This window comes from Thalassoroseus pseudoceratinae (genome assembly GCF_011634775.1).
Classification (GTDB): Bacteria; Planctomycetota; Planctomycetia; order Planctomycetales; family Planctomycetaceae; genus Thalassoroseus; species Thalassoroseus pseudoceratinae.
Genome location: NZ_JAALXT010000002.1, coordinates 898,458 through 912,457 on the forward strand (window position 1 = coordinate 898,458; position 14,000 = coordinate 912,457).

Annotated in this window: 8 protein-coding genes; 5 read left to right on the forward strand and 3 right to left on the reverse strand. The window is 54.1% G+C overall.

From position 1 onward, the window contains the following. Nucleotides 1-214: 214 nt before the first annotated feature. Nucleotides 215-1,423 (forward strand): hypothetical protein, encoded by a 1,209-nt coding sequence (locus G6R38_RS09035; protein ID WP_166823151.1) that lies wholly within the window; start codon nucleotides 215-217, stop codon nucleotides 1,421-1,423. A 58-nt stretch (nucleotides 1,424-1,481) separates the two neighbouring features. Here the strand turns inward: G6R38_RS09035 and G6R38_RS09040 are convergent, their stop codons facing one another. After that, nucleotides 1,482-3,218 carry an alkaline phosphatase D family protein gene (locus G6R38_RS09040; RefSeq protein ID WP_390881386.1) on the reverse strand — a complete coding sequence of 579 codons (1,737 nt, stop codon included), beginning with the start codon at nucleotides 3,216-3,218 and terminating at the stop codon, nucleotides 1,482-1,484. 500 nt (nucleotides 3,219-3,718) lie between these two features. Between G6R38_RS09040 and G6R38_RS09045 the strand changes: the two genes are divergently transcribed. The 4 genes from G6R38_RS09045 to G6R38_RS09060 all read left to right on the forward strand — a co-directional run bounded on the left by G6R38_RS09045 (nucleotide 3,719) and on the right by G6R38_RS09060 (nucleotide 12,392). Then, complete coding sequence (locus G6R38_RS09045; protein ID WP_166823157.1) at nucleotides 3,719-5,404, forward strand: FMN-binding protein; 1,686 nt, start codon at nucleotides 3,719-3,721, stop codon at nucleotides 5,402-5,404. Between the two features lie 77 nt (nucleotides 5,405-5,481). Next, a complete protein-coding gene (locus G6R38_RS09050; protein ID WP_166823160.1) occupies nucleotides 5,482-8,607 on the forward strand; it encodes a DUF1553 domain-containing protein in 3,126 nt (1,041 codons plus the stop codon). Between the two features lie 71 nt (nucleotides 8,608-8,678). After that, complete coding sequence (locus G6R38_RS09055; protein WP_166823163.1) at nucleotides 8,679-10,157, forward strand: DUF1501 domain-containing protein; 1,479 nt, start codon at nucleotides 8,679-8,681, stop codon at nucleotides 10,155-10,157. A gap of 51 nt (nucleotides 10,158-10,208) precedes the next feature. Then, a complete protein-coding gene (locus G6R38_RS09060; protein ID WP_166823166.1) occupies nucleotides 10,209-12,392 on the forward strand; it encodes an FdhF/YdeP family oxidoreductase in 2,184 nt (727 codons plus the stop codon). Here the strand turns inward: G6R38_RS09060 and G6R38_RS09065 are convergent, their stop codons facing one another. Continuing rightward, complete coding sequence (locus G6R38_RS09065) at nucleotides 12,393-13,298, reverse strand: alpha/beta hydrolase (RefSeq protein WP_206028515.1); 906 nt, start codon at nucleotides 13,296-13,298, stop codon at nucleotides 12,393-12,395. Nucleotides 13,299-13,337: 39 nt separating this feature from the next. Further along, on the reverse strand, nucleotides 13,338-13,988 hold the full coding sequence (locus G6R38_RS09070) for a thymidylate kinase (protein WP_240928128.1): 651 nt from the start codon (nucleotides 13,986-13,988) through the stop codon (nucleotides 13,338-13,340). Between the last annotated feature and the right edge of the window lie 12 nt (nucleotides 13,989-14,000).

The window sequence follows — 14,000 nt, forward strand, 5'->3', positions numbered from 1 at the left end:
GAATTCTTGTACCATACGAATTCTGATGAGGACGGTCGAGCGACTTGAGTCTGCTGTGATGGAACGGAACAATGAAGTTCCGATGGCGCTCACTCTCAAGAACGCAGTTCGCACGAATTCTTAGACTGGAAGACTCATGACGATCCACAGGCGAAATTTCCTCAACATAGTGGGCGCCACCGGGGCATCCTTATTTCTATCACCGACGGGCAGCGTGTTTGCGGCCGATGCGAAGAAGTCTCGGAAGAAGATTGCCGTTGTCACAACCGTGTGGCGAGAACGTTCGCACTCTTGGCACATGGCCGAACGGTTTATGCATGGCTACCCGCGTCAAGGTGGTTGGCATTCCCCGCCGATTGATGTGGTTTCCGCATTTGTCGATCAAGTTGGCGACGACGATTTAAGCCGCGATCGTGCTCAACGATATGGATTCAAGATCTTTCCGACGATCGCGGATGCCCTACGCAACGGCGGTGAAGAATTAGCCGTGGACGGCGTGCTTGTAATTGGCGAACACGGTGACTACCCAATTAACAAGTACGGTCAGAAACAGTACCCAAGGTATGAGTTCTTTCAAGAGATTGCCAAAGTCTTTCAAGAGGATGGCAAGTCGGTCCCGGTGTTCAATGACAAGCATCTGTCGTGGAAGTTCGAATGGGCCAAGCAAATGGTTGCCACATCGAAGTCGCTCGGTTTCACATTGCAAGGGGGATCCTCATTGCCGGTGACTTGGCGAATGCCAGCGATTGATCTTCCTCATGGGGCTGATGTGGAGGAAATCATGGGCGTCGCGTATGGGCCAACCGATATCTACGATTTTCATGCACTTGAAATGATGCAATGCATGGCGGAGCGTCGTCGCGGGGGCGAGACTGGAGTTGCCGCCGTTCATGCATTGGAAGGCGACGCAGTTTGGCAGGCAATGGCCAAGGGAAATTGGAAAAGTGGTGGATGGGACACGAAATTGTGGGAAGCGTGTTTGTCACGCAGTCAGACTTTGCGTCCACCAGAGACGTTTAGTCATAAATTGCCGAATTTGGATGAGATTCGGGCATGGGTCAAAGAACCTGTTGCGTACCGGATCGAATATCGCGACGGAACAAAGGCAACAATGTTGTTGATGAATGGTCTTGTGGAAGACTTTACGTTCGCTGCGAAACTCAAAGGATCAGAACAACCGATCTCGACGTTGTTTCATTTGCCGCCCACGCCCAACGTCGTTTACTCGGCCGGACTCATGGCTCATGCAGAAACGATGTTTCTCACAGGAAAAGCAGTTTACCCTGTAGAACGGACACTATTGACAAGTGGCCTTGTGGAAGCGTGCTTACAGTCTCTCGCCAAGGGACAAAGTCGGCTAGCGACACCCCACCTTGATGTTCGTTACCGCGTTCCACAGGATTCCTACTTTTTACGGAGGTAGTTCGGCAACTTTCGAATGACGTTGATGATCTTAAACTAGGGTCAATTCCAGTACGTTGTTAGTGGTCGACTGAGATTGCTTCGGCATAGTCGAGTTCGCCGGTCCGTCCATCGTAATACTGGAAAATGACTTGTGGATGGGGGTATGCCACCCACCGTTTGTCCCCAAGTTTCTTGGGCATGTTGAAGACATTATTCACTTGGACCACGCAGAAATGTGGATACAGGCGTTCGAGTCTTGGGAGGTCGGGTAGTATGTATGAACTCCAGCGAATGTCGCATTCTCGCGGTCCAAATTTCCATTTTCCTGTTGCGGGTCGGTCGCTCTCATCCAGTTTGGGAACGTGATTCACACTATTGTGCGGCCCACAGCAGAACTCCCAGATGTCGTCGGTTACTTTGATCGCGAAACTGTTATGTAGATCCCCCGTCATCACGAAGACTTTCTTGCCGAGTTTGCTCCATTCATTGATGAGCAGTTCACGCTCCTCGAAGAAGCCCGTCCAAGCTTCTTCTTTATTGCTTTCATTAAATGCCACTCCACCGGCACCGCTGTGCGGGATCATAAATGGCACCGTTGAAACCACAAAGAAAAAGTCTGCGTCGCTTTCTCGCATTGATTTCAGCAGCCATTCCCGTTGCGGTTTGCCGATCATCGAAACACCGGGTTTGTCTCGATGGCGAATGTCGTGCATGTCACGATCACCACGCGTATCCAACATATAAAATTCACAGTTCGAGACACGGAACTTTCCATAGCTTCGACGGCCGATCGAGTAGTTAACCTTGTCGTCGACTTTCGCAGGCATATGTAGTTTGAGAGTGTGTTTGTCAACAACTTCAACGATATCGTAAACATATGAGTTTTTGTTGCCGTCATCGTTGTCGTACTTAATGTCGTTGACACCCGCCTTTGGTGTTCCCCAGTGAACGTGAAGGTTTAGCATCTCTTTCAGTGGTAGTTTCGTAAAGTCTGTTTGCGGGTCGACTAGCAAGTCGCTCTCGGATTTCATCGTCCCTTGACCGAAGTGGATTGGGTGTTCGTGTTCCATGGGGTTGGCCCATCCGAGGTAATCGAACCATGCATAGGTGCCGATGTCGCGGAATACGGTTCGTCGATGGCGTTTTCCGGCTTCGGATGATCCCCAGATGTCGTTGACGAGTTCGTGGTCGTCGAAGGTGAAGTAACTAGGAACATTGCGATGCCACTTTGAGAGTTCGCCGCTTCGGCTGAGATAAAGTTTGTAGTTTTCCCACACCCCAACGACCGTAGGCATAATTTTGACGGAAAGAGGATAGTCTTTCACTCCTTGAGTGAGTCGCCATGCCTCTGGTGGGTACTCGCGTAGTTCCTCATAAAGCCAATCTCCATTCATGATATGAAAGTGAACTTTGTCAGCCCAATCACGGTTGAGATGTTCGTATGTTAGTAGGCGATGTCCACCACCGTGGAGTGGGTTTTGATTGGCACAGGAACCGATTTGAAAACGAAAGTTGTAGAGGCCTTCCGGATTGTGTTCCGCGTTCCGAGTGTCCTTGGGACTCGGAAGAGTGCGAAACGTTCCTGGCAAACCATGGGGACGACCATTGACCCATGCCTGATAGTAGTATTTGGAATCCGACTTTAAATCTGTCAGTTTCGCGACACCTGTGTTGTCGTGAGCTAACGTGGTCTGGGCTGGTTGGCTTGATTGATCAAGCCGGTCTGGATCGAAACCATAACGAACGAGGAATTCACCGGGGTCCGAGGTACGTCCCCACACACTCATCGAGTGAGCGTCCGCTCGGCCTAGCATCGGGCCATGTGTTAAACGAATCGGATCACGATCGAAAGCCGATGCGAGTTCCTGAGTCGACAAGACTGAAAGGCAGATCAACAGTAGCTTGGGAAACATGTTTCGAGTTTTCATGAGCGCTAACCTGAAATCGGTCTGGTGAGTTCTGAGAACGGGGCGTTGGATTCGTGACAATGAGCCGCATGGAGATAGGCGGAGATGAACGGCGTGATGTTTTCATGTCACTCGCAGTATGGGCTTCCGAAACGGGGCGTGCAAGACTAGAGGTCAATCCTGGCAGTACCTCTCGGGGTAGGACGACTTCTCATCGGTGAGCCGTCCGATTGTCAGTTGGATATAACCGCAACGATCCACCGTCCAGTGGCATCACGGTTTGCCTTGGTCATTGGCGTGGACTAAGAATTTGGCTAGAACTTGATCGGCGGAGAGCAGTTGAAGCAATCTGTCGGACTTTGGTTTGGCAGTGGTGATTCATTCGATTCAAGGAGTTGGTGGCATTCGTGCAGCGTCTCATCGTGCATATGGTCCGGGCGGGGGTTTTTGCCTCAGTTGTGATTTTGATCCACTTGCAACAAACGCGATTCGATGCGTCTCGGAAAGCCGAAGCGGCCCGGTTTGGCGTGGCGATGGAACGCGTGCGGACCATCTTTCCCGATGCAAGTTCGCTCGGGGAAACCACACCGGATGGGACGCGGGATGTGCAGGCCCATGATGGCAAGCGACTTGGGTACGTGCTGCAAACCGCTCCGGAATCAGACGACAACATCGGGTTCTCCGGCGCGACAAATGTCATGGTCGGGTTTGGCCCAGACGATGAAATTGCCGGAATTGCGATTTTGTCGAGTGGCGACACTGACGAACACGTTGGACAAATCATGCAGGATGAGTCGTTTCGCGAAGCATTGATCGGGCGAGAAGCGAACGATGTCCCGTTTACCGACATTGATGCGGTCTCAGGGGCCACGCTCACGAGTGTTGCCATGTTGGAATCCATCTCCGAACGACTCGGCGGTCATCAGCCAACATCGTTGCGGTTCCCCGAGCCGCCGACGCTTGAGCAAGTTCAACATCTCTTTCCCGATGCGGACAAATTGGAAGCCGACGCGAATTTGTCGATGCTATGGCATGTCGTTGAAGCCGGTCAGAATGTCGGTCGGGTTTTGCGAACGTCGCCGGCTGCGGATGGTGTGATTGGATACCAGGGACCGACGTTGTCATTGATCGGATTTGACTTGGAAGATCAGGTCATCGGACTCGTGATTGGACAAAGTTTCGACAACGAACCGTATGTTGGCTACGTGCGTGAAGACTATTTCTTTCCGGAGTCCTTCAACGGACAAACGCTCAAGGATTTGGCTGAGATGTCTCTCGAAGCCGAAGGGATCGAGGGAGTCTCGGGGGCCACGATGACGAGCCAGGCGATTGCACAGAGCTTGCAAACGGCGGCAAACACGTATTTGGAGTCTGTCGAAAAGCTTCAAACTCAGTCGAGTGAACCGCAAACGTGGAGCCCGTCGATTCGCGACTATGGAACAGGGATTGTCGTCGTTTTGGGGCTGGTCATCGGAATGACGTCGTTGCGGGGGCGAACATGGATTCGAATTCCATTCTTGCTGGTTTTGGTGGGGTATCTCGGTTTGACCAATGGCGACATGCTTTCGCAAGCGTTGCTAGTTGGCTGGGCAAAAAACGGCGTGCCGATCCGTGCGGTTGCGGGGCTGTTTTTTCTGACCGTTGCGGCATTTGTCGTTCCGCTGTTTTCGAAATCGAATGTGTATTGCACGCATCTTTGTCCGCATGGTGCCGCCCAGCAGTTACTTCGCAACCGTCTGCCCTGGCAATGGCATCTGCCGAAATGGTTGAGACGCGGGTTGAAAATCATCCCTGGCTTACTGCTGATCTGGGTGGTGATCGTGGCGATGTCGCAGTTGGAGTTCAGCCTCGTCGATATCGAACCCTTTGATGCATACCTCTGGAAAATTGCGGGCGTGGCAACTCTGGTGATCGCCGGGGTGGGGCTCGTGGCGTCGTTGTTCGTTCCGATGGCGTACTGTCGATACGGTTGCCCGACGGGGGCCCTGTTGGGCTTCCTTCGGTTTCACCGTCGTAGCGATCAGTGGACCGCCCGCGATCTGGTCGCTGGCTTGTGTCTGCTGGTGGCGTTGGGACTTTACCTCTGGAGATGACAGCGGGTTGCAAAGCGACCTTGCGTCTCGCAAAATAAAGATTCGTTCATCTCACGTTAATGCTGGGAAAGATGTTCATGCGATTCGAATTCCTTTTGTCGTCGTCGTTGGTTCTGTTGACCGGTACCATCGGCCAAGCGACAGACGATGCGATCCGATTCAATCGTGATGTCCGTGCGATTCTGTCCTCGAAGTGCTTTACGTGTCACGGTCCGGATGTGGCCAGTCGCGAGGCCGATCTTCGTCTTGATACGGAAGAGGGAATCCGCACGGTGTTCTCTGGTGGATTGAAAAAAAGTGCCGCCTGGGAGCGAATTCAGTCCAACGACGAATTCATGAAAATGCCACCACCGGATTCGCATCTCAAACTCGAACCGAGTGAGATCGAGATTCTCCAGAAGTGGATTGCGGCCGGGGCAAAATGGGAAGGGCATTGGTCGTTTATTCCACCAGTCAAACCGCCTGTCCCAGACGTCGAACATGCCGAAGCCGTGCGAAACCCGATTGATGCGTACATCATCGCACGGTTGGAACGCGAAGGCTTGAAGCCGAGTCCGGAAGCCGATCGTGCGTTGCTGTTGCGACGGGTCTCGTTGGACCTCACCGGTCTGCCGCCAAGTATTCAGGACATGGATGCGTTCGTCAAAGATCCTTCGGAAGATGCTTACGAACGGGCCGTCGATCGACTGTTGGCTTCCCAGGAGTTCGGGGAACGAATGGCGGTCATGTGGATGGATGCCGCTCGCTACGGCGACACGAGCGTGTTCCACGCAGACGGCCCTCGCGACATGTGGCCTTGGCGAGACTGGGTGATCAATTCTTACAACTCCAATAAGTCGTTCAAAGACTTCACGGTCGAGCAACTCGCAGGGGATTTGCTGCCGAACCCGACATTGGAACAGAAGGTGGCAACGGCGTTCCTGCGAAACAACGCGACCACCGATGAAGGGGGAGCGATCGCCGAGGAATACCGGGTGGAATACGCAGTCGATCGTGTGAAGACCACGTCGATGGTTTGGTTGGGGTTGAGCATGGAGTGTGCTCAATGTCACGATCACAAATACGACCCGATTTCGCAGAAGGAATACTACCGCTTCTTCGCGTACTTCAATCAGGCCGCTGACCCCGGGATGCAAACGCGGAAGGGCAATCAAACGCCGAAGGTCGACTTGTTCGACGACGTCAAACTTGCGGAGGCCGGCAAGCTCAAGCCGAAGAAAGAGGCTCTGGTCAAACAACGGGAACAGTACGCCGCCGAGGTTCAACCGAAGTTCGAGTCATGGCTGGCGGAGGCATCGAAACAGGCTGGCGAAACTCCGGTTTTGCCCGGCGGGATGGCGTTTCATTCGTCGCTCGACAACGCAGCCGACAATCTCGTCGTCGAAAAAACGACCGGCAAAATCCATGGACCGACCAAATGGGCCGAGGGAAAATCGGGGCAGGCGTTCGATTGCAATGGATCGAACTATATCGGCTTTGATGGTGTGGGCGACTTTGAACGCACCGATCAATTCTCCTACGGTGCTTGGATCAAGCCCAACGGCAACCCGACCGGAGCACCAATCGCCCGCATGAACGATGGCAACGGGCACCGTGGTTTCGACTTGCACATTGCCGGTGGCGTCGCCCAGATTCATTTGATCAACACTTGGCCGTCGAATTCCCTGAAGGTTCGCACCAAGGGCAAACTGAAACCGAACGAATGGCGACACGTGTTCGTCACTTACGACGGCTCCAGCAAAGCGAGCGGCGTGAAAGTTTACTTTGACGGTAAGTTACAGAAGCTCGATGTGGAACAAGATCGTCTCTCCGGTACCATTCGGACGAAAGTGCCGTTGTATTTAGGGCGTCGCAATCCTGGTTCAGCTTACAAGGGACTCATTGATGACGTGCGAATTTATCCGCGAACTCTCTCCGAGAGCGAAGTTGCAGCTCTCGCGGGGAGCGATCCCATCACACCGTTGTTGGTGAAGAACGCCGATGAACGTACCGATGCCGAACGCAAAACTCTCAAGCAACACTATCTGACAAGTGTTGACAAAACCTATCAGAAGCTGACCGCCGACGTCGCTGCTCTCGACGCGAAGATCGGTCAACTTTCGAAGCCGATAGTCGATGTGATGGTGATGCAGGACGTCGCTAAAATGCGGCCGACCTTCGTGCTGGACCGGGGGAATTATTCCTCGCCAAAGAAAGATGAACCGCTCCAACCTGGAACGCCCAGCATGTTGCCGCCGCTTCCGGAGGGCGTCTCGGCGAACAGGCTGGGGTTGGCTCAATGGCTGACTCATCCTCGGCATCCATTGACCGCCCGCGTGACGGTGAATCGCTATTGGTCGATGTTGTTTGGACGCGGTCTTGTGAAGACGCTTGCGGACTTCGGTGCTCAAGGCGATTGGCCAACACACCCCGCGTTGCTCGATTGGCTCGCGGTCGACTTCGTCGAAAGTGGATGGGACATCAAACGTATGCTCAAGATGATGGTCATGTCCGCCACGTATCGGCAATCGACACGGGTCACACCGGAGTTGCTCCGAGCTGATCCGGAAAACAAACTGCTTGCACGGGGGCCACGATTCCGTCTGCAAGCGGAGTTCATCCGCGACAACGCACTTGCCGCCAGCGGACTGCTTGTGAAGGAAGTTGGCGGGGCCGGCGTGAAGCCGTATCAACCACCGGGGCTGTGGAATGAAGTCAGCCTCAGCGGCAATGTGCGGTTCGTGCAGGATCACGGCAGCGACTTGTACCGTCGTAGCCTCTACACATATTGGAAACGGTCGGCACCGGCACCGGCGATGACAATTTTCGATTCGCCAACGCGGGAGAAGTGTTCGCTCGAACGCTCACGAACCAACACCCCGCTGCAAGCTCTCGTAACGCTCAATGATACGCAGTTCGTGGAAGCCGCACGGGTGCTCGCGGAACGGGCGATGCACGAAGGTGGCGATTCGGTTGACGAACAAATCGTTTACGCATTCCGCTTGGCGACTGGTGTGCGGCCGACCGATTCAGTTCTCAAGTTGCTGCAAGATACCTACGAGGAAGAATTCGCTACGTTCACCAGCGAGAACGAGCGAGCGACGAAACTGCTTGCCGTTGGCGAGGCGCCCCGCGATGAGAAACTTTCGCCTGCCGAACACGCTGCAATGACCATCGTGACGAGCATGATTCTCAATCTCGATCAAACCGTGACCCGCGGTTAATCCCGGTTTGTCTACCGCAGACGGCCCGAGAACTTAGTTGGAAACAAGACATACAATCGGATGGACTGATCATGAATCCAATTCTCGAATACCAACGCAATCTTACGCGTCGCTCGTTGCTGATGAACTCGACTCGACCGTTGGGAGCAGCGGCAGTTGCATCGCTCATGGGCAATGCTGGAGTGTCCGCAGCCCAGGCCGCAACACCAGCGAACATGTCGGCAGCAGCCAACGGTGGGTTGCCGTCCTTGCCGCATTTTGCTCCGAAGGCGAAACGGGTCATTTATCTGTTCATGGCGGGTGGGCCGTCGCACATTGACACATTCGACTACCATCCGGAAATCCGGGAACATCATGGCAAAGAGTTGCCAAACTCCGTGCGAGGCGATCAACGCATCACCACGATGACATCCGGTCAGAAATCGTTTCCCGTCGTTGCGCCGATGTTCGAATTCAAGCAGCACGGCAAACATGGCACATGGGTCAGCGAGATTCTGCCAAACGTGGCCAAAGTCGTCGACGACATGACGATTATCAAGTCGGTTCATACCGAAGCCATCAACCACGATCCGGCAATCACGTACATCAACACCGGTTTCCAACAACCGGGAAAAGCGACCATGGGGGCGTGGGTCAGCTATGGATTGGGCAGCCCGAACAAGAATCTTCCGGCGTACATCGTGATGATTTCCAAAGGTCCCGGGCAGAAACAGGCGTTGTACTCTCGGTTGTGGGGCAGCGGGTTCTTGCCGTCGAAACACCAAGGCGTGGCGTTGCGAGCGGGGGCGGAACCGGTCTTGTACCTGAATGACCCACCAGGAATCGATCGGAAGATGCGTCGCCGAATGTTGGATCGAATCGCGAAGATCAATCAGCAGCATTACGAAGAGTTCGGCGATCCCGAGACGCAGACGCGAATCGCTCAATATGAAATGGCGTTTCGGATGCAAACGTCGGTCCCCGACCTCATGGAAATGACCGACGAACCAAAATCGACATACGATCTTTACGGTCCCGAAGCTAAGAAACCGGGCAGCTTCACGCGGAATTGCATCATCGCTCGCCGTCTGGCCGAACGTGGCGTGCCGTTTATTCAGTTGTTCCACCGGGGTTGGGACCAACATGGCAGTTTGCCGAAACTGATTCGCGGGCAATGCGAAACCATCGACCAGGGTGCGGCTGCACTGATCAAAGACTTGAAACAACGGGGCATGTTCGAAGATACGCTGGTGGTTTGGGGTGGAGAATTTGGACGGACGATCTACTCACAAGGCAAACTGACGGCCGACAATCACGGCCGGGACCATCACGGTCGCAGCTTCACAATGTGGATGGCCGGAGCCGGGATTAAACGCGGTTTCGAGTTCGGCCGCACCGACGATTACAGCTACAACATTGTTGAAAACCCGGTTCACATTCGCGATATGTCCGCGACGATTCTGCATCAATTGGGGATCGACCACGAACGGCTGACTTTCCGTTATCAGGGTCTCGATCAAAGTCTAACCGGCACCGAGCCGGCCCGTGTGATCGACGAAATCCTCGTTTGAACCCGAGCCGAAGAACCGAGATTCTCTGAGCGTCTCCAGGAAATGGAATCAATGAGAGCACCCAAACGTGGTGGCGGATGGAAAGCAATTCGTTACAGCTTGAAACTGGCAAATCGCGTCGGTTGGCGACGCATGTGGGACGGCATACGTTCAAAAAACACGTGTAAGACTTGCGCGGTTGGTATGGGCGGACAACTCGGTGGAATGGTCAACGAGGGTGGCCATTTCCCGGAAGTCTGTAAAAAGTCCTTCCAGGCAATGGCATCCGATTTACAACCGGCCATCGCCCGAGACTTCTTTGAGACGTATTCGCTACCTAAGTTGCGAAGCCTTTCGCCGCGGCAATTGGAGAACTCAGGGCGACTCACGCAACCGCTGATTCTCGATGGTGATCGACAGAATTACCGACCCATTGGCTGGGACGAAGCACTCGATAAAATCGCCGAGAAACTTCGGGCTTCCGGACCGGAGCGAAGTTTTTTCTACGCAAGCGGACGATCATCGAACGAAGCCGGCTTTCTGTTGCAACTGATGGCACGGTTGTTTGGGACGAACTACGTCAACAACTGCTCCTATTATTGTCATCAAGCAAGCGGCGTGGGGCTTTCGAGCAGCATCGGCACGGGGGCGGGAACCGTTCGATTGGAGGACTTGGAGCATTGTGACCTCTACATTCTCATGGGGGCGAACCCCGCGTCCAATCATCCTCGACTCATGCGATCGTTGATGCAGCTTCGACGAAACGGAGGAAAGATCGTTGTCATCAATCCTCTCCGAGAGTTGGGTCTCATTAACTTTAGTGTGCCGAGCGACGTGCGGAGTTTGCTCTTCGGCTCGAAGATTGCAACCGATTACATTCAGCCGCATTGCGGCGGCGATCTGGCATTGCTCACGGGAATTGCCAAGGCCGTTCTCGAACGCGGGGCGGAAGACTCGGAGTTTCTCAAAAACCATACCCTGCAATTTGAAGAGCTTCGTTCGCACATCGAACAAATTTCGTGGGACGAGATTGTGGCGGGGAGTGGCGTCGATCGTGAGGTGATCGAGAAACTAACCGATCAGTTTCTGTCGGCGAAGAACGTCGTCATTGGCTGGGCGATGGGAGTCACGCATCATTTGCATGGCACTCAGACCGTGCAAGCGATCGCCAATTTGTTGCTACTTCGTGGGATGGTCGGGCGACGTGGTGCGGGGGTAATGCCGATTCGCGGCCACAGCAACGTGCAGGGTATGGGGTCTGTCGGTGTGACTCCCACGCTCAAGAAAGCAATGCTCGAACGCTTTGAAGACCGACTTGGCATCACGCCGCCCTCGTCGCCGGGTTACGATACGATGGCCTGTATGGAGGCCGCTGGTCGAAGTGAGATCGATGCCGCTTTCTGTCTCGGCGGCAATCTGTTCGGGAGTAATCCAGATTCTCAATTCGCGGCCAATGCGATGGAGAAGATCGATCAGGTCGTTTATCTCTCCACCACGTTGAACACCGGACATGCTTGGGGAGTCGGTCGGGAAACGATTGTTCTCCCGGTCCTGCCTCGCGACGAGGAACCGCAACCGACTACGCAAGAGTCGATGTTCAGCTTTGTGAGATATAGTGACGGTGGTCCAACCCGATACGAGGGTCCTCGAAGCGAAGTTTCGATTCTCTGTGGAATCGCTCGACGATTGTTGGGAGCTGATGGTGGGCCGGTCGATTGGGTGGACATGGAAAGTCATGCCGCCGTTCGGAAATTGATGGGAGAACTCATCCCCGAATACGTAGCCATGGGCAATGTGGATGAGACGAAACAGGAGTTTCACGTTCCCGGCCGAGCGGTCGAGGAATACAACTTTCCCACCGAGACTGGAAAAGCGAAATTTCACGCGGTTCCGTTGCCGCAAAACAGCCTTGCTGACGGTGAGTTTCGACTCATGTCGATCCGCTCCGAGGGGCAATTCAATACGGTCGTCTACGATGAGGAAGACCTCTATCGCGGCCAAGAACGACGCGATGTGATCCTACTCAATCCGGCGGACATCGAACGCCTGGGTTTTGGGGCTGATCAGCGAGTCCGTGTCAAAAGCGACACGGGTGAAATGCGGAACATCATTGTTCGCCCCTTCGACGTCCGAAGCGGAACGGCGGTGATGTATTACCCGGAATCGAATGTGCTCGTGTCGCGAGCCGTCGATCCGCTCTCAAAAACGCCGGCGTTCAAGAATGTGATTGTGACGGTTTCAGCCGAGGATGGTTGATCACTTTTTCTTTGGGCGTAGGTGCTTGTCGAGAAAGTTCACCAAACGCGTCTGGTTGGGTTCACGGTAAAACACTCCACCAGCATGTCCGGCATTTTCCAGTGCATGGAGAGTCACCAGTCGGTTCACTTTGTTGTACTCCTCGACAATTCGTTCGGATTGTGCAAACAGCACCGTCCTGTCTTTCTTGCCATGAAAAATGAGCAACGGCGGATCGTCCGAGGTGACATGAAGCGCGGGTGATGCCAATCGGGCCAATTCGATTTTCTCATCAACCGGGCCACCGAGTAGCAGTCGTACCGGAGCGTTTTTCTTGGTTGTCTTGTCAGGTTGTGTCTTGGAGCGGAGAACGAAATCGGTTGGCCCGAAATAGTCGACAATTGCGTCCACGTGAGACGATTGATCGAGGTTCCCACCGACGGTGCCTTCCAATTCTTCGACGTCGGCAGTGGTACCGAGCAACGCTGCCAGGTGACCGCCCGCACTTGAACCAGCGACTGCGATGCGAGCGGTGGAAAAACCATATTTGTTCGCGTTCGCTCGTAGCCACCGCACTGCGGCCTTACAGTCATGAATTTGATCGGGAAACGTGCCCTTGCTTGAGAGGCGGTAAGAGATACTGGCCACGGTGAAGCCATGCTTGGTTAGCCAATGGACCTGACATCGTTCCTTGCTGCCGTTTCGCCATCCGCCTCCATGAATCCACACCACGAGCGGCGAATCTGCTGTCTCTGATGGCATGTGGAGATCAAGCTTCAAGCTGTGTCCATCGACCACAGCAAACTCGATGTCCCGGACGACTTTCGGCTTCGTAGCTTCCGCTGCTGTCAGCGAGCAGGGGAGTAGCAACATAGGCACGATGCACAGACTGGCGGTCAATCGTGACCGTTGAGAGAACTTTCTCATGGCGTTCCCAATTCGAGCGGTGATGGAAGGAATCGCCGATCACAACCGATCGAGGATTTCCTGCGTGATTTCCTCCAACGATCGCAGTTTGTCTTCGCAAACACAATCGACGACGCTCCAAGCCGGATCGTTGTGGGTCAGTTCTCGGTAGACCGAACGCACTTTCGCCAAGTAACTTCCATCGGCCTCCTGCAAGTCAGCCGCTTTTTCTGTGTAAGTGCGTTGAGCTTTTTTGGCGATCAGTTGCTGAGCGACGCCGACGGGCAAATCTAGAAGGATCGTGCAGTCGCATCGCGGGAGGCCGTAGATTTCGTATTCCAGATGCTCGATGTCACGAATGAGCCGTTGTCGCTCTTCCCCTTCGACTTTCGCACCTTGGTGGGCAATATTCGATGCGACATATCGATCTAGCACAACGATATCGTTGGACGCGAGCGCATCGTTCAAAACATCTCGAGATTCAAAGCGATCGCCGGCGTACAACAGAGAAGCCAAGAAGGGCGGAACTTCATCGAGCGAACCGAATTTGCCATTGAGAAACTCGCCAATCGCCCGCCCGAAAAAGGTGGCATCGTAGCGGGGGAAACTCAGCAGTTGAACGGTTTTGCCTTGTTTACGGAGTTGCTCGGTCACGCGAGCCGCTTGGGTACCCTTGCCGGACCCATCAATGCCTTCAATGGCGATCAGCACTGCCACACTTCC